Genomic DNA, 20,304 nt, shown 5'->3' with positions numbered 1-20,304 from the left:
GTCTGCGCATGTCTCGTGGGCTCGGAGATGTGTATAATAGACAGCGGTGAGGTCGGGGACGGTGCCGGTCGCGGCGGCACCGGTGTGCAGGGGGTCGGTGAGCACCTCGCCGACCGCGCCGACGAGGGCGGCCGCGGCGAGGCCGGTGTCCTGCTCGGGGAACTCGCCGGTGCCGATGCCGTAGCCGATCGCGTCGGCGAACGCGGCCGCGAACGCGCGGCGGAGCACGAGCCGTTCCGCGTCGAGTGCCGCGTCGACCGGTTCGGCGAGCAGGGTGTAGGCGAGCCGGGGGTTGCGCAGCGCCCGTTGCGCGAAGGTCTCGACGATCGCGGCGACCTTTCCGGTGCCGGACCCGGCGGCGGAGGCTGCGGCGGTCACGGCCTCGACCTCGCGGGCGCACAGGTCACGGAAGATCCGGACCATCAGGTCGGACTTGTCGGTGTAGTGACGGTAGACGGTGCCGGTGGCGACTCCGGCGCGTTCGGCGACGGCGGCGATGGACAGCGCGCGGTAGCCGTGCTCGGAGAGCAGCGCGACCGCGGCGGCGGCGATCGCGGCACGGCGGTCTTCGAGTCGCTGCTCGACGGCAGCGGTCCGGCGGTAGGCCACGCAAGAATTGAACCTCAGTTCATCCCTTGGGTCAACGGTCGGCGCTACGGTCGAAGGTGTGAACCGGCTCAGCGTGGTGGACGAGATCTTCCTGCACCGGCACCGAGGATTCGGCCTGCCGGTGGTCATGCAGGGGCTGTGGCGCAGCGACGACACCGTCGACCTGCCGCTGTTGATCTCCCTGCACGACGCCCTCGCCGGCGGTCCGCTCGGCCGGCGGGTCGTACGATCCCGCGTGCCCGGCGCACGCCCCCGATTCGAACCGAGCGTCGAATCGCGGCCCCTGCACTACCCGACCGCCCCGATCCCCGACGACGGCATCCTCGCGTGGGCGGACGCGCAGGCCGAGGTCGACGTCGACCCGGAGCGGCACCCGGGCTGGGCCCTGACGGCCGCCCCCCTCGCCGGTGGCGGCACCGTCGTCTCGCTCGTGTGCTCCCACGTGCTGGTCGACGCCCGCGGCCTGCTCGACGCCGTCACCGACGGCCTCGCCGGCACGGTCGAAGCACCGAGCGCCGAGCGCACGTCGGATGTCCGCGATGCCGTCGACCTGATCCGCCGGGTCGGTCGCGGCCTGCGCGGGGTGCGCTACTCCCCCGCCTCCGGCGACGGCCCGGCGCCCCGGCGGGTCACCGCCAGGCCGGTCACCGCGCTGCTCGACATCGACGCCGCACGATGGGACCGGGCGGCCGAGGCCGACGGCGGCACCCCCAATGCGCTGTTCCTCGCCGTCGGCGCGGGCATCGCCCGTCGCGCCGGGGTGCCCTCCCCCGTGCGAATCGCGGTGCCGGTGGACTCCCGCAACGCCGGGACCGCCGCGAACGGCGTGACGACCACCGAGGTCGTCGTCGGACCGACGGACAGCCCCGCGCGGATCCGCGAGGCGGCGCGCGAGGCGTACCGGCGACCGCCCGAAGGCGCTCCCCACGGCATCCCCGACGAGATCCTGCAACTCGTCCCCGATCGGCTGGCCGCGCGGCTCGCGGCGGGTGCCGGCGAGCGAGATGTGTTGTGTTCCAACATCGGACCGATCCCCCAGAGCCTCGAGACGTTCGGACCGCACCGCACCGTGGGTTTCGCCGCGCGGGCGATGCACCCGGGCCTGCCCGCGCCCCGAGCCACCACGTCGACACACCTGTCGGCCTACCTGTGCAGGCTGGGCGGGCACTACACGCTCTCGCTCGTCGCGCTCGACACCGATCGGTTCCCGGACGCCGCGACCTTGCGCGTGTACGCCGATGCCGAACTCGCCGATCGCGGACTCGAGGCCCGGCCCTGGTGACCGCGGGACAGCGAACACCGGCAGCTGTGACGGCCCGTCACGTACAGTTGCGCACATGACCCCCGAGACCCTGGTCACACTCGCCGACGGCGCGGTCCGCGGCAGCCGCGTCGGCGACCTCCTGTCGTGGCGGGGCATCCCGTACGCGCAGCCGCCGGTCGGCCCGCTGCGACTGCGGGCGCCGCAGCCGGTGCAGCCGTGGACCGGGGAACTCGACGCGACGCGCTTCGGCAATGCGGCGTGCCAGGCCCCGAGAGGCGCCTTCACCGGCAGCCGGGAACGCCTGGCGATCAGCGAGGACTGCCTGACCCTCAACGTCATCGCTCCCGCCGCCCGGTCGGCGACGCCGCGCCCGGTGATGGTGTTCGTGCACGGCGGCGCCTACACGCTCGGCACGAGCGCGCTGTCGCTCTACGGCGGACAGTCGCTGGTGCGCCGCGGCGACGTGGTCTACGTGTCGCTCAACTACCGGCTCGGCAGCCTCGGCTACCTCGATTTCTCGGCGTTCTCGACCCCGGCCCGGCGGTTCGACTCCAACCTGGGGCTGCGCGACCAGGTGGCCGCCCTCGAATGGGTGCAGCGCAACATCGCCGCGTTCGGCGGCGACCCCGGCAACGTGACCGTATTCGGCGAGTCCGCGGGCGGCAACGCGGTCACCACCCTGCTGGCGACCCCCGCCTCGCGCGGTCTGTTCGCGCAGGCGATCGCGCAGAGTTCCGCACCGGACCTGGTGGTCGATGCGCCGCGCGCCGCCGAGTGGGCCGCGCGCTTCGTCGAACTGCTCGGCGCCGACGCCGATTCCGCGGCGGCCGCGCTCGACGCCGCGACGCCCGCCGAACTCGGCCGCACCGGGAACCGGCTGTCCCGGGAGACGCTGCACGCCTCCCCCGGCCTGCACGTGTTCGGTCCGGTGGTCGACGGCGACTTCCTGCCCACCCATCCGCTCGACGCGTACGAATCGGGTGCGGCGCAACGGGTTCCGTTGATCATCGGCACCAACGACCGGGAAGGCGCCCTGTTCCCGCGATTCCTCGACGGATTGCCGACGAACCCGGACCGCATCGACCGGATGTTCGCGCTCACCGACGAAGCGGCCCGCGACCGCGTCGTGTCGGCCTATCCGGGTTATCCGGGTGAACGGGCCGCCGTCGATCTCGGCGGCGACCTCACCTTCTGGTATCCGTCGATCCAGATCGCGCAGGCCCATTCGCGGTTCGCACCCACCTACAGCTACCGCTTCGACTTCGCGCCCCGGCTCGCGCGCGTGTCCGGGTTCGATGCGACGCACGCGGTGGAACTGCTCTCGGTGTTCGATCAGGTGGACACGCCACTGGGCCGGGCGTACACGGCCCTCGGGGGTCGCCGCGGGCTGCGCCTCGTCAGCGACGCCGTGCAGCGGCACTGGCTGCACTTCGCACGGCACGGTGAGCCGTTGCCGTCGTGGCCGCAGTACGACGAGCGGGAGCGCGCGACGACGATCTTCGACGTGCCGACCCGGGTGGAACACGATCCGCGGCGGGAACGCCGGCTCGCCTGGGAGGGCTACGCGGGCTATCGCACCCCCGTCTGCCCGTAGCGGATCACTTCGCGACGGTCAGCAGGAACGCCACGTCCTCGAGGGCGGCCACGCTGTGCCGCGACTGGGGAATCACGAGGAAGTCCCCGGCCGAACCCTTCCAGGACTGGTCCCCAGCGATCAGCGACAACTGCCCGGACAGAACCTGGATGGTCGCCTCCCCGGGACTGTCGTGCTCGCCGAGTTCGTGTCCGGCGAGCAGCGCGATCACCGTCTGCCGAAGGTGCTTGGTGTGCCCGCCGAGCACGGTCTGCGAACTGCGCCCGTTGCTCGATGCCGCCGCGAGTTTGAGCTGCTGCCGGGCCATGGCGGTGAGGGAGAGCTTGTCCATCTTCGCAGTATGGCCCACCCCGCGGGCGCGGTCTCAGGTTCGCGAGTACCCGACCCAGCGGAACCGGATACCGGACCGGGACTGCTGCCATTCGCCCTGTTCGGTGACCGTCCAGCCCGGTCCGATCTCGGGAGCGACGGCGTCACCGTCCACGTCGAGATCGACCTCGGTGACCAGCAGCCGCGTCGCGTGCGGCATGGCCTGCGCGTAGATCTGGCCACCGCCGATGACGGCGGCGTCGGCACCGTCGACGAGGCCCAGCGCCGCCTCGACGCTGCCGGCGACCTCGGCTCCGTCGGCGGTCCAGTCGGGGTTGCGGGTGACGACGATGTTGCGCCGGCCCGGCAGCGGCCGGAACTTCGCAGGCAGCGAATCCCAGGTGAGCCGTCCCATGACGACGGGCAGCCCCATCGTGGCTTCCTTGAAGAACGCCATGTCCTCCGGGATGTGCCACGGGATCGTCCCGTCCCGTCCGATGACGCCGCCGCGGGCCTGGGCCCAGATCAGGGTCAGCGCCCCGGTCACACCGCCACCGGCGCCTTGATCGCGGGATGGTGCCGGTAGCCGACGACCTCGACGTCCTCGAACTCGTAGTCGAACAGCGAATCCCGGCGGTTCAGCTTCAGCGTCGGGTACTCGTAGGCCTCGCGCCCGAGCTGCTCGGTGACCTGCTCGATGTGGTTGTCGTAGATGTGGCAGTCGCCGCCGGTCCAGATGAACTCGCCGACCTCGAGGCCGGTCTGCTGCGCCACCATGTGGGTGAGCAGCGCGTAGCTGGCGATGTTGAACGGCACGCCGAGGAACAGGTCGGCGCTGCGCTGGTAGAGCTGGCAGCTGAGCTTGCCGTCGGCGACGTAGAACTGGAAGAACGCGTGGCACGGCATCAGCGCCATGTCGTCGAGGTCGGCGACGTTCCAGGCGGAGACGATCATGCGCCGCGAATCCGGGTTGTTGCGGATCGTCTCGAGGACCTGGCTGATCTGGTCGATGTGTTCGCCGCTCGGGGTCGGCCAGGACCGCCACTGCACGCCGTAGACGGGTCCGAGCTCGCCGTCGGCGTCGGCCCATTCGTCCCAGATGGTGACGCCGTGCTCCTGCAGCCATCGCACGTTCGAGTCGCCGCGCAGGAACCACAGCAGCTCGTACACGATGGACTTGAGGTGGACCTTCTTCGTGGTGATCAGCGGGAATCCCTGTGCGAGGTCGAAGCGCATCTGATGCCCGAACAGGCTGCGCGTCCCGGTCCCGGTGCGGTCGGCCTTCGGGGTGCCCGTCTCGAGGACGAGGCGCAACAGGTCTTCGTACGGGGTCGGCACAGTCACGCCGGCAAGTTTACGGCTTCCCCGCGGTGTGCCCTTGTGGCGGCTGGAGCCGCCACAAATAGACACGGGCAGCCGTAGGCTGCACCCTATGCCCGAACTGCCCGAGGTGGAGGCACTGGCCGGGTTCCTGCGGGAGCACGCGGTCGGCTCGGTCGTGGGCCGCATCGACGTCGCGTCGATCAGCGTGCTGCAGACCGCCGACCCGCCGATCACGGCCCTGCAGGGCCGCGACATCACCGGCGCGCGCCGCTTCGGCAAGTTCCTGTGCCTCGACTGCGGCGACCTCTCGCTCGTCACCCACCTGTCGCGAGCCGGGTGGCTGCGCTGGATCGACGACCCGTCGCCCACACCACCGCGCCCCGGCAAGGGACCGCTCGCGCTCCGCATCCACCTGTTCACCCCCGACGCGACGACCCCCGCCGTCGACCTCACCGAGGCCGGCACCCGCAAGCGGCTGGCCGTCTGGGTCGTCGAGGACCCCCACAAGGTGCCCGGCATCGCACGGCTCGGACCGGACGCGCTCGACGTCACCGCCGACGACCTCGCGAGACTGCTGCGCGGCAGCACATCGCGGCTCAAGACCGTGCTGGTCGACCAGTCCGTCCTCGCCGGGATCGGCAATGCCTACTCCGACGAGATCCTGCACACCGCACGCCTGTCGCCCTTCGCGACCGCGGGCCGCCTCACCGAGGACCGGATCCACGCCCTGCACGACGCGATGCGCGCGACCCTCACCGACGCGGTCGCGCGGTCGGTGGGACAAGACGCCGCGCGCCTGAAGGGCGAGAAACGATCCGGGATGCGGGTGCACGCGCGCACGGGCCTGCCGTGCCCGGTGTGCGGCGACACCGTCCGCCAGGTCGAGTATTCGGAACGGTCATTCCAGTACTGCCCGACCTGTCAGACCGGCGGCAAGATCCTCGCGGACCGGAAACTGTCCCGGCTGCTGAAGTAGCTTGCACGGGGTGGAGATCTCGACTCGGATGCGCGACTCGGTCCGCGCGCTATCGCCCGGTTACTTCGCGTTCGTCATGGCCGCCGGCATCGTCTCGATCGGGCTGCACCTGGAGGGCCACTCCGTGGCGTCGACGGCCGTACTGGTCGTCGCGGCCGTGGGGTACGCGGTGCTGGTGGTGCTGTCGCTGTGGCGGCTGATCGCGTTCCGGCACGACATGCGCGCGGACATGGCCGACTCGGGCCGCGCGTTCGGGTTCTTCACGTTCATCGCGGGCAGCAACGTCCTCGGAATCCGCCTGATGACCGAGGGCTGGCATTCGACCGCGGCGGTGCTGCTCGTCGTCGCCGCCGTCACCTGGCTGGTGCTCGGCTACGTGATTCCGTGGACGGCGGTTCTCGGCACCACGCAGCGCCCGGTGCTCGCGAAGGCCAACGGCACCTGGTTCGTCTGGGTGGTCGCGAGCGAATCCGTCGCGATCGCCGCGGCCACCCTGCAGCCGGTGTACCGCGATTTCGAACGGCTGCTCGCGGCGGTGGCCGTCTTCACGTGGGGTGTCGGCCTGTTCCTGTACGCCGCGGCCGGCATCTTCGTGGCGGCACGGCTGCTGCAGTATCCGCTGCGCCCGACCGAGCTGACCGCCCCCTACTGGGTGTCGATGGGCGCGTGCTCGATCACCGTGGTGGCCGGCTCCCGCATCGTGGAGATGGCCGACGCACCCATGGTCGAGGCCACCCGCGGACTGATCGCGGGCCTGGCCGTCGTGATCTGGGCGTTCGCGACCTGGCTGTTCCCGCCTCTGATCGCGGCGGGCTGGTGGCGTCACCGCACCCACCGGGTTCCGCTGACCTACGACTCGTCGCTGTGGTCGATCGTGTTCCCGCTCGGCATGTACGCGGTCGCCGGGATCTACCTCGGCCGCGCCGACGAGCTGCCCCTCGTCGGCATGGTCGGCTCCGTCGAACTGTGGGTCGCGGTCGTCGCCTGGGTCCTGGTGTTCGCGGGGATGCTGCACCGGATCTGGACGAGGGTGCTGCGCGACCCCACCCGCACCCCCGGAGCCACCGACACCGGGGCGTGATCGACGACGGTGACATCGCCCGAGGCCGTTTCCGGCGGACGACTACGGTATCGGGTGTGAGCGTCGAACTCGTGGACACCGAGACGGTGCGCGGCAGCCTGCATGTTCCCGACGGCCCGCCGCGCGGCGCGGTCGCGTTGACCCACGGCGCCGGCGGCACCAGCGACGCCGCGATCCTGCAGCGTGTGTGCGACCGTTTCGCCGAGCACGGATTCCTCTCGTTGCGGTACGACCTGCCGTTCCGCCGGCGCAATCCGAAGGGTCCGCCGCAGCCGTCGCGCGCGGCCGAGGACCGTGCCGGGGTCGCCGCGGCGGCGGCGGCACTGCGGGACCGCACCGACGGTCCGCTGCTGCTCGGCGGTGTCTCCTACGGGGGCCGGCAGACGTCGATGCTCGTGGCGGAGCAGCCGAAGATCGCCGACGCGCTCGTGCTGATCTCGTATCCGTTGCATCCGCCGGGCAAGCCCGAGAAGGCCCGCACCGAGCACCTGCCCGACGTCGCGGTGCCCACGGTGTTCGTCCACGGTGCCCGCGACCCGTTCGGGACCGTCGCCGAACTGCTGGAGGCATCCACTCTGATCCCGGCGGCGACCGCGCTCGTCGAGGTGCCTGCCGCCGGTCACGACCTGAGCCGCGCGAAAACCGACCCGTCCGGTGAGGCGGTCGCCGCGGTGCTGAAACTGCTCGAGGAGACACTGTGAGCGAGGCAACCGACTCGGCCATCGACAGCCTGCTGTCCGAACTGCGCGGCAGGCTCGACGACGCCGACACCGACCCGGCGATGCTGCGCGGCCTGCTCGAGGCCGTGCTGGTGGTGGGGTCGGGTCTCGAACTCGATTCGATGCTGCAGCGCATCGTGCAGACCGCGGTATCGCTGCTCGATGCCCGCTACGGTGCGCTCGGGGTCCGCGCCGCGGACGGTGGCCTGTCCGAATTCGTGTACGAGGGAATCAATCCCACCGAGCGCAGCCGGATGGGTCACCTGCCGGAGGGCCGCGGTCTCCTCGGGTTGCTCATCAACGACCCGAAACCGGTGCGGCTGGGGGACCTGTCCACGCACCCCGCCTCGGTCGGGTTCCCACCGAACCATCCACCGATGAAGAGCTTCCTCGGCACGCCGATCATGATCCGCGGCAAGGTGTTCGGCAGCATCTACCTCACCGAGAAGCTGGACGCTCCGGCGTTCACCGAGGAGGACGAGGTCATCATCAAGGTCCTCGCGACCTCGGCGGGCATGGCCGTCGAAAACGCCCGGCTGTTCGAGGGTTCGGTCACCCGCGGACGCTGGCTGGCCGCGATGGCTTCGATCAACGCGCGTCTGCTCGTCGGCGGGTCGGTCGACGAAACGCTCGGGTCGCTCACCGGTCAGGTCCGCGACCTCGCACGCGGCGCCGGTGCTTTCGTCGTCCTGGTGGACGGCTCGCACGGCACTGTGCGCGCCGCGTCACCCGCCGCACCGGCGACCGGGCCGGTCCTCATCGATCTCACCGATTCGCCTGTGCTGGAAGCTCTTCGATCGCGGCGCCCGGTGCGCACCGAGACTCTGGAGGGGTTGCCGTCGGCGGGTGCGGGCACCGCGGGGAGCGCGGTGGTGCTGCCGTTGTCGGCGACCTCCCCCGTCACCGGTGTGCTGATCGTGACGCGCGCGCCCGGCACCGACCCGTGGGACAGCGAGGACGTCGCGCACCTCGAATCGATGGCGAATCTCGCCGCGGTGGCACTCGAGTTCGCCGAGCAGCAACGCAAGAAGCGGCTGCTCGACGTCCTCGCCGATCGCGATCGGATCGCACAGGACCTGCACGACAACGTGATTCAGCGCCTGTTCGCCACAGGCATGAGCCTGCAGAGCGCGATGGTGCCCGGTGCCGATCCCCAGCGGGTCTCGGAAGTGGTCCAGCATGCGGTGGAACAGCTGGACCGGACCGTACGCGAGATCCGGACCACGATCTTCGATCTGCACACCACGGGCGCGGCGGCATCGACGAGTCTGCGCCGGCGACTGCTCGACGCGGTCGGCGACCTGAGCATCCACTCGTCCGTCGCCCCGAACGTGCAGTTCGTCGGTCCGATCGACACCCTCGTCCCCGACCGGATCCACCCGCACGCCGAGGCGGTGCTGCGGGAGGGGCTGAGCAACGCGCTGCGGCATTCGCAGTCCGACAAGATCACCGTCTCGGTGACCGCCGGCGAGTCGTTCTCCATCGAGATCGTCGACAACGGAACGGGTTTGCCGGCGACCCCGCATCGCAGCGGGCTGGCGAATCTGGAACGCCGCGCCGAGCAGTGCGCGGGCGAGTGCAGCATCGGACCCGGCCCGGACGGCGGCACCCGCGTGCTGTGGACGGTGCCGCTCTGACCGGACCGCCCCGGCAGGGCCGGCACGGTCAGGCGGGACCGTTCCCGCGTTCCTTGCGCAGTTCGGTCGCCAGCACCGCGGCCTGCGTGCGTCGCTGCATGCCCAGTTTCGACAGCAGCCGCGAGACGTAGTTCTTGATCGTCTTCTCCGCCAGGAACAGCCGCTCCGCGATCTCGCGGTTGGTCAGGCCCTCACCGATCAGTTCGAAGACGGCCCGTTCCTGCTCGGACAGCTCGGCCAGCGGATCGGCGGTCCGGGAGGCGCGGATGCGGTCCATGAGCGCGGCGGTGGCGCGGCTGTCGAGCAGCGACCCGCCTTCCCCGACCGTCCGGATCGCCGAGACCAGATCGGTGCCCAGGATCTGCTTGAGCACGAACCCGGACGCGCCCGCCATGATCGCGTCGAACAGCGCTTCGTCGTCCGCGAAGGACGTGAGCATCAGGGCCCGCAGTTCCGGCATCCGCGCCCGCAGCTCACGGCACAACTCGACGCCGTTGCCGTCCGGCAGGCGCACATCGAGCACCGCCACCTCCGCACCGCTGCCGGGGATGCGCGCCAGCGCCTCCCCCACCGACGCCGCCTCACCGACGACGGTGAAATCCGGCACGCTGCTGAGCAGGTCGACCAGACCACGCCGGACGATTTCGTGATCGTCGACGAGAAACACGCGAGGCATCGGAGCCACCTTCCTTTCACACGGTCGGGTCCATCGTCCCAGTTCGGTGCAACCGTGGCGACGTCGGGCCGTTCGACGACTGTTTCGGGACCTTCGCCCGCTGCGCGCAGCACCTGCGGTGGGTGATCCTCGTGGAAACATCCCGTGACCTGCGTGAGGTGCCCGACGAGACGAGGAGTTCGACATGGCCGTCCCGAGCGACACCTGGACCACCGGAGACACCGAGATCATCGCGCGCGCCGTCATCGAGGCACCGTCGATCCACGACACCCAGCCCTGGAACCTCCGCCTGCCGGGCCGTTCCGCTGAACTCGACGAGCGGCTCGAGTTCGCCGAGCCGGGTCTCGATCCGCTGCGGCCGGACCGGTTGATCTCGTGCGGTACGGCACTGGCCAACCTCGAACTGGGTATCCGCGTCCTGGGCTGGCGCACTCGCACCACGCTCCTGCCGGACCCGGAACGACCCGAGTTGATCGCGCGGGTCGACGCCGTGGAGGTGCATCCCCCGTCGGGTTCCGACCTGCGCTTCTACGCCGCGATCTCGCATCGCCGCAGTCATCGTGAATCGTTCGCGCGGATTCCCGTGGCGGCTGAGACCCTCGCGGACGTGATGGCCGCGGTCGCCGAGGTACCCGGTGTGCAGGTGCGGTTGCTGGCGTCCGACGAGGCGCCGGTCCTGGCCGACACGCTGACCTACTCGGCGGAGGAGGTCCGCCGCAACCCGCACTACCAGCGCGAGATGTTCTCGTGGACATCGCACTGGCAGCCCGAGGGCAGCGCGGAGGTCGTCACCGACTGGGACGCCGGCCTGGACGTGGGCGGCGCCGCCGGCAAGGCGCTGGTCACCACCGGTATTCCCAACACCACCGCTCTCGCCGAGGCGATCGACCGGGAGTCGGTGCTGGTGTTCACCACCGCCACGTCGGAGCCGCTCGATCTGATCCGGGTGGGGATCGCGACCGAACGAGCCTGGCTGGCCGCGGTCGATGCCAGGCTCTCGGCGTCGGTGCTCACCCACCCCCTGCGCGTCGAGGACTCGGCGGCGCGGTTCGCCGAGCGGCTCTCCCTGCCGGGATTGCCGCAACTGATCATGCGCATCGGATACTGACACCGAGACGAGGGATTCGCACTGTGACAAGACGACTCACGGACATCGAACTGCTCCGCGAACTCGAACCGGTCGCCGAGGAGAACGTCAACCGGCACCTGGCGATGGCGAAGGACTGGCATCCGCACGACTTCGTCCCCTGGGACGACGGCCGGAACTTCGCGGCGCTGGGCGGCGTCGACTGGGATCCGGAGCAGTCCTCGCTCAGCGAGACGGCGAAGGCCGCGATGATCACGAATCTGCTCACCGAGGACAACCTGCCGTCGTACCACCGCGAGATCGCCGAGCATTTCGGTTTCGACGGGGCGTGGGGCACGTGGGTGGGGCGGTGGACCGCCGAGGAGAACAAGCACTCGATCGTCATGCGCGACTATCTGGTGGTCACCCGCGGGGTCGATCCGGTGGCGCTCGAGAACGCGCGGATGGAGCACATGACGAACGGGTTCGCGCCCGGCGCCACGTCGATGCTCGATTCGGTGTCGTACGTGACCTTCCAGGAACTGGCCACCCGCGTATCCCACCGCAACACCGGCAAGGCCTGCGGCGATCCGATCGCGGACCGGATGCTCGCACGAGTGGCCGCGGACGAGAACCTGCACATGATGTTCTACCGCAACATCGTCGAAGGGGCGCTCGACGTCGCACCCGATCAGACCCTCGAGGCGGTCGTGCGGATTCTCACCAACTTCCGGATGCCGGGCGCGTCGATGGCGGGCTTCCGGCGCAACGCCGTGCTCATCGCCAAGGGCGGCATCTACGACCTGCGTCAGCATCTCGACGACGTCGTGCAGCCGGTGCTGCGCAAGTGGCGGATCTTCGAACGCACCGACTTCGGTGCGCGCGGTGAGGATCTGCGCGAGCAGCTCGACCGGTTCCTGGTGGACCTCGAGGCACAGGCGGTGCGGTTCGAGGAGTCCCGCGACCGCGCACTCGCCCGACAGTCCAAGCGCGAAGAGAAGGTCGACGCGTGAGCGCCCCGACCGAGAAGCCGGCGGACGAGCTGTTCCACGCGGTCCTGGAGATGGCACGAAACGCCAAGCAGCAGAACACATCCGGCTGGCTGCGCGCCCGCTACGCGACCGAACACGCGGAGGACGCCGCGTATCTGACGTCGCTGATGCTGGGGGTTCTCATCGAGAACGACGCGATCCGCCGCGGGGTGCACCCGGCGGACGTGTGGGCACAACTCCGCGAGCGGGGAATCGACGAGTTCGGCTGAGCCGAAGCCGAATCCCCACCGGCGGGTGGCGGCTCGGCCCCGGTGGGACCGAACCGCCACCCGTTACGGCGCGTCGTACGGGCGCACCACGATGACCGGGCAGTCCGCGGTCTGGATCAGCGCGTTGCTGGTCGAACCGAGCAGCAGGCCCTTGAATCCCCCGCGACCACGGGTGCCGACGACGAGAAGCTGTGCGGTCTCGGCGTATTCGCTCAGGACCCGCACCGGCCGGTCCCGCGCGACCACCCGTTCCACCACGACGTCCGGGTAGCGTTCCCGGAACCCGGCGAGGCGCTCGGCGAGCACCACTTCCTCCCCGGTCTGGATGGTGCTCCACTGCGGATCCTCGGGCACCGCACCGAGCGACGGCTGGACGCTGACGTCGCTCCACACGTTGACGGCGACGAGGGTCGCTCGTCGTGCCGCGGCCTCCTCGAACGCGACCTCGACGGCCGCCTCGCAGGATTCGGAGCCGTCGACACCGACGACGACCGGCCCCTCTGCGGGCGGTGCACCGTCGAGGGTGCGCCCGCGCACCACCGCGACCGGTGCGTGCGAATGCGCGGCGACCGCAAGCGTCACCGAACCGACGAGCAGGCCCTTCACCTCACCGAGACCGCGCGACCCGAGAACGAGCTGCCGGGCGTGGGCGGACAGGTCGACGAGGGTCTGCGCGACCTTCCCCTCGACCTGGGCGGTGGTCACCTCGAGAGGACGGCCGATCTCCTCGGCGGTCTGCCGCGCCAGGACGGCCGAGCTGTCCAGCCGGGCCCGCGCGGTGTCCTTCATCTCCTGGTGGAAACTCTGCGCCAGGTAGGGCTCGGAGTAGTAGAACGACGGCACGTGCACGACGGTGACGATGTGCAACGGCAGGCCACGGGCCGCGGCGGTGCGCGCCGCCCAGATCACGGCGGTGGTAGCCGCTTCCGACCCGTCGACGGCCACGACGATCGGCTTGGGATCGCTCATCTGTGTCCTCTTCTCGATGTTGACGCGGTGGGTCTGTCAGTCGCAGATTGCCCGGAGCTGCTCGATCAGGCGGATCCGGCCGGCGCTGTCGGCGGCGAGCGGGGTCACCGACAGGGTGGTGACGCCGGATTCGGCGAATGCGGCGACGCGTTCGCGGACATAGCCTTCCGGTCCGATGAGCGAGACGGCGCGCACCAGATCGTCGGGAACCGCGGCGGCCGCTTCCTGCTTCTTGCCGGCCAGGTAGAGGTCCTGGATGATTTCGGCTTCCTTCGCGTAGCCGTAGCGGACGGCGAGGTCGTTGTAGAAGTTCTTGCCCTTGGCGCCCATGCCGCCGATGTACAGCGCGAGGTGCGGCTTGATCCACTCGAGCATGTGGTCGACGTCCTCGCCGATGGCCAGCGCCGGGGTGGTGTAGATCTGGAGGTCACCGAGCGACGGGTCGCGCTTGGCCTTGCCCTTCGCGAGGGCGTCGCCCCAGACGTCGGCGGCCTTCTCCGGGTAGTAGAAGATCGGCTCCCAGCCCTCGGCGATCTCGGCGGTCATCGCGACGTTCTTCGGGCCGAGCGATGCGATGACGATCGGGATGCGTTCCCGCACCGGCTGATTGATGATCTTCAGCGGCTTGCCCAGGCCGGTGCCGCGGTCGGCGGGCAGCGGGATCTGGTAGTACCGGCCCTGGTGCTGGACCTTCTCGCGGCGCCACACCTGCCGGCAGATGTCGACGATCTCGCGGGTGCGTCCGAGCGGCGCGTCGTAGGGGACGCCGTGGAAGCCCTCGATGACCTGCGGACCGGAGGCGCCGATACCCATGACGAAGCGGCCGTCGGAGACGAAGTCGAGACCGGCCGCCGTCATCGCGGTCAGGCTCGGGGTCCGGGTGTACAGCTGGAAGATGCCGGACGCCAGCTCGACCCGCGTGGTCTTCGCGGCGAGATAGCCGAGCTGGCTGACCGCGTCGAACGAGTACGCCTCCGGGACGAAGACGATGTCGAGACCGGCCCGCTCCAGGTCTGCGACCTCGGCGGCCGTCTCGGCGAATCCGCCGCTGTAGTTCAATCCCATCCCGATGCGCATGCATCTTCCCCAATCGTGCGGCGCCCGGAAGGGCACTCGTCGAAACCGTGCACCCGAACCCTACCGTCAGCACTTCGGGCTTACGCGGGACGCACCACCATCACCGGGCAGTGCGCTTCCCGGATCAGACCGTTGCCGGTGGAGCCGAGCAGCAGGCCGGTGAAGCCACCGCGGCCGCGGCTGCCGACGACGACGAGCTGCGCCTTTTCGCTCCACGCCTGCAGGTGCAGGCGCGGCCCGTCGAGGTACACCTCGCGGTGCACGACCACATCCGGGTACCGCTCGCAGTAGCCGCTGAGGCGTTCGGCGAGCAGCACCTGCTCGCTGTCCTCGAACGCCCGCGGGTCGAGCAGCTCGGCCCGATCGGCCCCGGAGAAGGTGCCCACCTTGACGTCGCTCCAGACGTGGACGGCGACGAGCGGGACCCCGCGCTGCGAGGCTTCCTCGAACGCGGCGGCGACGGCGCGCTCGCTGATCGGGCTGCCGTCCACTCCGACGACGACGGGCGCGGTCGGGTCGGGCTCGTCACCGCGCACCACCACGACCGGGCAGTGCCCGTGGCTCGCGACCACGATCGGGGTGGATCCGAGCAGGGCCTGCCCGATCCGCCCGCTGCCGGACGCGCCCAGCACGATCATGCGGGCCCGGGCGGACTCCTCGACGAACCAGTGCGATCCACCGGCCGGCACGAGCGTGGTCTCGATCCGCACGTCCGGGGCGACCGCGCGAGCGACGGCCGCGGCGTCGGACAGCATGACCCGCCCGTCCTCCTCGGCCCATTCGAAGACCTTCGCGGACTCGACGTACGGCGCCCCGGCGTAGCCGGTCGGCGAGAAGTCGATGACGTGGACGATGCGGAGCACGAGGTCGCGAGCCGCCGCGGTCGCGGCGGCCCAGCGGACCGCTGCTGTCGATGCGGCCGATCCGTCCACACCGACGACCACCTGATTGTTGCCTTCTGGAAGCGTCACGATCCGAGGCTAACCCGCCGCCTCGGGCTCGGGTACGGACTTTGGTCCCACCGGGATCGGGCCCGGACTTCTCTGGCGGCAGCACTAGCGGATCGGCACGATGGATACATCGGAATCTTCGATTCTGCGATCCGGGTCACATTAAATTGTCATATCGGATGCAAATTATCTAGTCTGTGTCCATGCAACTCACCCAGTTCACCGATCTCGGACTGCGAGTTGTCATGCACCTGGCAGCCACCGCGGCGGACAGCCTGCCCAGCACCAAAAATGTTGCCGAGCAACTGAATCTGTCCTACGCACACACCACCAAGGTGGTTGCCCGCCTGAGCGAGCTCGGTGTCGTCACCACCCGTCGCGGCCGCGGCGGTGGCCTGACCATCACCGAACTCGGCCGGTCCGCCTCCATCGGATGGCTGGCTCGGCAACTCGAAGGCGACGACGAAGTCGTCGACTGCGAGGGAGGGAAACCGTGCCCGCTGCGGTCCGGTTGCAGCCTTCGCAAGGCGTTGCGCGACGCGCAGGAAGCGTTCTACGCCGCACTCGACTCCGTCACCATCGCGGATCTTGCTACGGCGCAACAGAATCCTGTGCTGCTGCAGCTCACCCGTCCTGCCGTCTGAACAGCCCACAAGTACGACCGCGTTCCCCGGAACCCCTCAAGAACGGAGCCCAACGATGCCGCTCTCACCCGAATCCAAGGAAGTGATCCAGGCGACGCTGCCCGCCGTGGGCGCCGCCATCGGTGACATCACCCCCTTGTTCTACAAGAAGATGTTCGCCGCACATCCCGAACTCGAACGCGACCTGTTCAACCGCGGCAACCAGAAGCAGGGTGAGCAGCAGAAGGCACTGGCCGGCTCCATCGCGGCGTTCGCGACGCTGCAGCTCGATCCCGATCCGGCCCGTGTCGAGACGATCCTGTCCCGCATCGCCCACAAGCACGCCTCGCTCGGCATCAAGCCCGAGGAGTACTGGATCGTGCACAAGCACCTCTTCGAGGCGATCGTCGAAATCCTCGGCGAGGCAGTTACTCCCGAGGTAGCCGCAGCGTGGGACGAGGTGTACTGGCTGATGGCCAACACCCTGATCAAGATGGAGGACGACCTCTACAAGGCCGCCGGTGTGGCTCCCGGTGACGTGTGGCGCAACGTGCGTGTCGCCGAACGTGTCTACCAGTCCGCGGACACCGTCTCCTTCGTCCTCACTTCACTCGACGGCGCTCCCCTTCCGGGATTCCGTGCCGGACAGTACCTTTCGGTCGGCGTCAAGCTTCCCGACGGCGCCCGTCAGATCCGCCAGTACAGCTTGTCGAGCGCGCCGTCGCAGGGGGACTGGCGCATCACCGTCAAGCGTGTGCTCGCGCACCCCACCGAGGACGGCACCGTCGCCCCCGCCGGCGAGGTCTCGAACTACCTGTTCGAGAACGTCTTCGAGGGAGACGAGCTTCAGGTGACCACGCCCTTCGGCGACCTGGTTCTCACCGAGAACGACGCGCCGCTGTTCCTCGCGTCGGCCGGTATCGGCTGCACCCCGATGATCGGCATGCTCTCGCATCTCGCGGAAACCGGTGACGCCCGCCGGGTCTCGGTGCTGCACGCAGACCGGTCCGTCGCGAACCACGCGCACCGCCAGGAGCTGGCGACGCTCGTCGAACGCATCCCCGGAGCCGAGGTACACCGCTGGTACGAGGATCTCGGTGCCCGTCAGCCGCTCGCGACGGTCCGCCTCGGTCGCGCCGAGCTGAGCGACCTGCCGCTCGATCCCGACACCCAGGCCTACCTGTGCGGTCCGCTGCCGTTCATGCTGTCGATGCGCGAGGCCCTGATCGAGCGCAACATCCCGGCCGAGAACATCCACTACGAGGTCTTCGGTCCGGACAGCTGGTCGCCCGCTTCCTGACGCTCCACCCGCTACAGCCGTACCCCCGGTCCAGTGCCCGGGGGTACGGCTGTTCCTCCGCTACGCTCCCAGCATGGATCGCCTGCCGAACGTGCTGGGCCTGCTCGTCGTTCTCCTCGTCGGGGTCGCCGCGACGGTCGTCCCCGATCCCGCCGCTCCGCTCGGCGCCGACGCTCCGCCCTCCGAATTCAGCGCGGCGCGCGCGGCCGAACACATCGACGTCGTGGCCGCCGAACCGCGACCGCTCGCGTCACCCGGCCACACCGCGGCGCGCGACTACCTGGTGCGCGTCCTCGACGATCTCGGCTGGGACACCACCGTGCAGGAGGGCGTCGGCTGGTTCACGCCGACCGATTCCCACACCCGGCGCGGCGCCCGGCTGAGCAACGTCGTCGCGACGCTGGCCGGCACGGATCCCACCGGAACCGTCGTGCTGGCCGCGCACTACGACACCGTGACCGCCTCCCCCGGCGCCTCCGACGACGGCATCGGGGTCGGCACCGTCCTCGAGACGGCCCGTGCCCTGACCGACGGCGAGCGGCCCCGCAACAACGTCGTGGTTCTGGTCACCGACGGTGAGGAACGGGGCTTACTGGGCGCCCAGCTGTTCACGACGCAGCCGCCCCCGTTTCCGGGCCCGATGGTGGTGCTCAACCACGAGGCTCGGGGCAACGCCGGGATGCCGCTGACGTTCCGGATCTCCTCCCCCAACGCGGATCTGGTCCGCATCCTGGCGCAGGCACCGGACGCACTGGCCGACTCGTTCACGCAGACGGCGTTCGAGGCGTTGCCCAACGACACCGACTTCCGCCGATTCGACGAGGCGGGCCTCCACGGCTACGACACCGCGATCGCCGGGGGCAGCGCCTACTACCACACACCGCTCGACACACCCGATCGCCTGAGCCGGTCGTCGCTGCAACAGATGGGCGACGTCGCCCTCGCCACCGCGCTCACCCTGGGCGCGACCGATCTGACCGCGCTCGGCGGGGGCACCGACATCGTCGCCACCACGCCGTGGGGCCTGCTGTACTACCCGCGGTGGATGGAGGTGGCGCTGACCCTCGTGCTCGCCGTCGCGGTCGCGGTGCTCGCGGTGGTCCGGATCCGCCGCCGCGACGCCTCCGCCGGACAGATCGGTCGGGCCACCGGGGTCGCGCTGGTCGCGGCGGTCGCGGCGGGGGGCGCTGCGTTCCTGCCGTGGTGGATGTCGCAGCGGGTCGTCCCCGGTCTGGGTTCCGTCCCGATCAGCGAGCCCTACCGGACCGGCTTCTATCAACTCGCCGCGGTCGTCGCCGCCGTCGGTGTGCTCACCACCGCATACGTGGCGGTGCGCCGGCGATTCGGTGCGCCGGCCTTCGCGGTCGGGGCGCTGGTGGTCGTCACCCTCGTGGCGCTCGCCGCCCTGCCGTTCATGGGGATCGCGAGCCCGCTGGTGCTGCCCGCGCTCCCCGCCGTCCTCGGGGTGCTCGTCGCCGAGGCGATTCCGCAGCGGTCGACGTGGTGGCGGACCGTCGTGGTGGTCGCCGGACTCCTACCGGCCGCCCTCGTCACCGTCCCGGCGGTGCTCGCCTCGTTCGACGCCGGCCTGATGTTCGGAGCGCCGCTCGCCGGCGCGTTCGTCGCGGTGCTGTTCGCACTTCTGCTGCCGCTGACGGGCCCGCTCCTGCCGGACCAGGGCGCCGTGCCGATCGCGGTGCTCACCGTGTTCGCGGTCGTCGGGTGCACGCTGCTCGGCGGTTACACCAACCGCGCCGGCGCGACCGCACCGCGCCAGGAGGAGGTGTTCTACTCTCTCGACGCCGATCACGGTGAGGCGGTATGGGCGTCGCCGGATCGGCCGCGCTCCGACTGGAGCGCCGACCTGCTCACCGAGTCCCCCGCCCCGTTGCCCGACTATTTCCCTTGGCGCCCGGGAACTTCGCTGGCTCACGGTCCCGCACCGATCGCCCCGCTCGAGCCGCCGAGGGTCGACGTTCTGGACGATGCGCAGGTCGACGGCGGCCGCGTGCTGCAATTGCGTCTGTCCTCCCCGCGCGGCGCTGCCACCCTGGGTTTGTGGGTCGAGGGCGCGACGGTGCGAGAGGCGATCGTCGACGGCGCGGCCGTCGAGCCGGGTGCCGACTTCGGATTCCTGTACACCACCGAGAGCCCGGACGGCATCGAGGTGCGCCTGGATCTCGAAACCACCGGCCCCGCAGACGAAGTCGAGGTCCGCGTCGCCGACCTGTCCGGTGATCTCGCGGTCGTTCCCGGGTACACCCCACCCGACGGGAAGGTCGTCGTCGGACCCATCGTCGCCGTCACCCGCACCGTGGTGCGCTGACGCGCCGGTGTGCCTTTGTGGCGGTGGGAGCCGCCACAAAGGCACACGGGCGGCGAAGCCGCACTCAGTACAGCGACCGTTGTCAAGTCCGGCCGCCGTGAGATGTACGCCGCCCTCACCAGGGACGCGGTCCTGGAAGCGGCACGTTCCCTCTTCGTCGACCGCGGGTTCGCCAACACCTCGGTCGAGGACATCGCCAAGCTCGCGAATGTCAGCAAAGGCGCCGTCTACCACCACTTCTCGGACAAGCAGACGATCTTCGCGCAGCTGGTCCGGGATTCGATCGCCGACGGCCTGACGACCGTCGTGAACACGATCGGCGACGTGACGGACCCGTGGGAACGGGTGGAGCGGGCCCTGCGCGCCTATCTGAAGGTGTACGCCGAGGACAGGGAGGCACGCGCCCTGCTGCGGCAGGTCGTCGGGGTCCTCGGCGAGGAACGCACCTGCGCACTCGACAACGAGTTCGTGATCCCGACGATCAAGGCACTGCTCGTCGAACTGGACAACGCCGGTGAACTGAAGCCGCTGCCGATCGAGATCA

20 protein-coding genes and 1 pseudogene are annotated in these 20,304 nt (G+C 70.1%); 13 read left to right on the top strand and 8 right to left on the bottom strand.

The genetic code is table 11. From position 1 onward, the window contains the following. Nucleotides 1-609 (bottom strand): TetR/AcrR family transcriptional regulator (locus tag M1M07_RS24155; protein ID WP_248675792.1); only part of this gene is annotated, 609 nt, incomplete at its 3' end. 58 nt (nucleotides 610-667) lie between these two features. Between M1M07_RS24155 and M1M07_RS24150 the strand changes: the two genes are divergently transcribed. Further along, nucleotides 668-1,891: a hypothetical protein gene (locus M1M07_RS24150; protein ID WP_248675791.1), complete on the top strand. Its 1,224-nt coding sequence runs from the start codon at nucleotides 668-670 to the stop codon at nucleotides 1,889-1,891. 55 nt (nucleotides 1,892-1,946) lie between these two features. Then, nucleotides 1,947-3,467 carry a carboxylesterase/lipase family protein gene (locus M1M07_RS24145; RefSeq protein WP_248675790.1) on the top strand — a complete coding sequence of 507 codons (1,521 nt, stop codon included), beginning with the start codon at nucleotides 1,947-1,949 and terminating at the stop codon, nucleotides 3,465-3,467. A 4-nt stretch (nucleotides 3,468-3,471) separates the two neighbouring features. Here the strand turns inward: M1M07_RS24145 and M1M07_RS24140 are convergent, their stop codons facing one another. From M1M07_RS24140 to M1M07_RS24130, 3 genes are read right to left on the bottom strand one after another with little or no spacing between them, the layout of a single operon-like run. Next, nucleotides 3,472-3,798 carry a cupin domain-containing protein gene (locus M1M07_RS24140; protein WP_197250502.1) on the bottom strand — a complete coding sequence of 109 codons (327 nt, stop codon included), beginning with the start codon at nucleotides 3,796-3,798 and terminating at the stop codon, nucleotides 3,472-3,474. A gap of 33 nt (nucleotides 3,799-3,831) precedes the next feature. Continuing rightward, nucleotides 3,832-4,323 carry a dihydrofolate reductase gene (locus M1M07_RS24135; RefSeq protein ID WP_197250503.1) on the bottom strand — a complete coding sequence of 164 codons (492 nt, stop codon included), beginning with the start codon at nucleotides 4,321-4,323 and terminating at the stop codon, nucleotides 3,832-3,834. After that, complete coding sequence (locus M1M07_RS24130; RefSeq protein WP_197250504.1) at nucleotides 4,320-5,120, bottom strand: thymidylate synthase; 801 nt, start codon at nucleotides 5,118-5,120, stop codon at nucleotides 4,320-4,322. The genes M1M07_RS24135 and M1M07_RS24130 overlap by 4 nt, the downstream gene beginning before the upstream one ends. Nucleotides 5,121-5,208: 88 nt before the next feature. Between M1M07_RS24130 and M1M07_RS24125 the strand changes: the two genes are divergently transcribed. From M1M07_RS24125 to M1M07_RS24110, 4 genes are read left to right on the top strand one after another with little or no spacing between them, the layout of a single operon-like run. Next, nucleotides 5,209-6,075 carry an Fpg/Nei family DNA glycosylase gene (locus tag M1M07_RS24125; RefSeq protein WP_197250505.1) on the top strand — a complete coding sequence of 289 codons (867 nt, stop codon included), beginning with the start codon at nucleotides 5,209-5,211 and terminating at the stop codon, nucleotides 6,073-6,075. 10 nt (nucleotides 6,076-6,085) lie between these two features. Beyond that, nucleotides 6,086-7,156 (top strand): tellurite resistance/C4-dicarboxylate transporter family protein, encoded by a 1,071-nt coding sequence (locus M1M07_RS24120; RefSeq protein ID WP_248675789.1) that lies wholly within the window; start codon nucleotides 6,086-6,088, stop codon nucleotides 7,154-7,156. A 56-nt stretch (nucleotides 7,157-7,212) separates the two neighbouring features. Further along, on the top strand, nucleotides 7,213-7,857 hold the full coding sequence (locus M1M07_RS24115; protein WP_248675788.1) for an alpha/beta family hydrolase: 645 nt from the start codon (nucleotides 7,213-7,215) through the stop codon (nucleotides 7,855-7,857). Next, nucleotides 7,854-9,512 (top strand): GAF domain-containing protein, encoded by a 1,659-nt coding sequence (locus tag M1M07_RS24110; RefSeq protein ID WP_248675787.1) that lies wholly within the window; start codon nucleotides 7,854-7,856, stop codon nucleotides 9,510-9,512. Before M1M07_RS24115 ends, M1M07_RS24110 begins: the two co-directional genes overlap by 4 nt. Nucleotides 9,513-9,540: 28 nt before the next feature. Here the strand turns inward: M1M07_RS24110 and M1M07_RS24105 are convergent, their stop codons facing one another. Beyond that, nucleotides 9,541-10,188 (bottom strand): response regulator transcription factor, encoded by a 648-nt coding sequence (locus tag M1M07_RS24105; RefSeq protein ID WP_197250507.1) that lies wholly within the window; start codon nucleotides 10,186-10,188, stop codon nucleotides 9,541-9,543. Between the two features lie 184 nt (nucleotides 10,189-10,372). On the opposite strand from M1M07_RS24105, the gene M1M07_RS24100 reads away from it, so the two are divergent. From M1M07_RS24100 to M1M07_RS24090, 3 genes are read left to right on the top strand one after another with little or no spacing between them, the layout of a single operon-like run. Then, entirely contained in the window at nucleotides 10,373-11,296 is a 924-nt protein-coding gene (locus tag M1M07_RS24100) for a nitroreductase family protein (protein ID WP_197250508.1), read from the top strand. Between the two features lie 23 nt (nucleotides 11,297-11,319). Then, nucleotides 11,320-12,267, top strand: coding sequence for an acyl-ACP desaturase (locus tag M1M07_RS24095; RefSeq protein ID WP_197250509.1), 948 nt, complete (start codon nucleotides 11,320-11,322; stop codon nucleotides 12,265-12,267). Then, a complete protein-coding gene (locus M1M07_RS24090) occupies nucleotides 12,264-12,515 on the top strand; it encodes a hypothetical protein (protein WP_248675786.1) in 252 nt (83 codons plus the stop codon). The genes M1M07_RS24095 and M1M07_RS24090 overlap by 4 nt, the downstream gene beginning before the upstream one ends. Nucleotides 12,516-12,578: 63 nt before the next feature. Here M1M07_RS24090 and M1M07_RS24085 read toward each other — a convergent pair whose 3' ends face one another. The 3 genes from M1M07_RS24085 to M1M07_RS24075 all read right to left on the bottom strand — a co-directional run bounded on the left by M1M07_RS24085 (nucleotide 12,579) and on the right by M1M07_RS24075 (nucleotide 15,532). Further along, a complete protein-coding gene (locus M1M07_RS24085; RefSeq protein ID WP_197250510.1) occupies nucleotides 12,579-13,484 on the bottom strand; it encodes a universal stress protein in 906 nt (301 codons plus the stop codon). A gap of 36 nt (nucleotides 13,485-13,520) precedes the next feature. Next, the gene (locus M1M07_RS24080) at nucleotides 13,521-14,561 is read right to left on the bottom strand and encodes an LLM class F420-dependent oxidoreductase (protein WP_197250511.1); all 1,041 of its coding nucleotides are present in this window, start codon (nucleotides 14,559-14,561) and stop codon (nucleotides 13,521-13,523) included. Nucleotides 14,562-14,641: 80 nt separating this feature from the next. Then, entirely contained in the window at nucleotides 14,642-15,532 is an 891-nt protein-coding gene (locus M1M07_RS24075) for a universal stress protein (protein ID WP_248675785.1), read from the bottom strand. A 182-nt stretch (nucleotides 15,533-15,714) separates the two neighbouring features. Between M1M07_RS24075 and M1M07_RS24070 the strand changes: the two genes are divergently transcribed. The 4 genes and pseudogenes from M1M07_RS24070 to M1M07_RS33235 form a co-directional block, all read left to right on the top strand. Next, nucleotides 15,715-16,155, top strand: a complete 441-nt coding sequence (locus M1M07_RS24070) for an Rrf2 family transcriptional regulator (protein ID WP_197250512.1) — start codon at nucleotides 15,715-15,717, stop codon at nucleotides 16,153-16,155. 55 nt (nucleotides 16,156-16,210) lie between these two features. Next, complete coding sequence (locus M1M07_RS24065) at nucleotides 16,211-17,434, top strand: globin domain-containing protein (protein WP_248675784.1); 1,224 nt, start codon at nucleotides 16,211-16,213, stop codon at nucleotides 17,432-17,434. Nucleotides 17,435-17,507: 73 nt separating this feature from the next. Continuing rightward, nucleotides 17,508-19,760, top strand: a complete 2,253-nt coding sequence (locus M1M07_RS24060; protein ID WP_248675783.1) for a M28 family peptidase — start codon at nucleotides 17,508-17,510, stop codon at nucleotides 19,758-19,760. A 102-nt stretch (nucleotides 19,761-19,862) separates the two neighbouring features. Further along, nucleotides 19,863-20,261 (top strand): annotated as a pseudogene (locus tag M1M07_RS33235) (TetR/AcrR family transcriptional regulator); the annotation flags it as partial. Between the last annotated feature and the right edge of the window lie 43 nt (nucleotides 20,262-20,304).

It is taken from the genome of Rhodococcus sp. HM1, from assembly GCF_023218075.1.
Lineage (GTDB): Bacteria > Actinomycetota > Actinomycetes > Mycobacteriales > Mycobacteriaceae > Rhodococcus.
The sequence above is the reverse complement of the archived record's forward strand: the minus strand, read 5'-3'. Positions and strand labels throughout refer to the sequence as shown.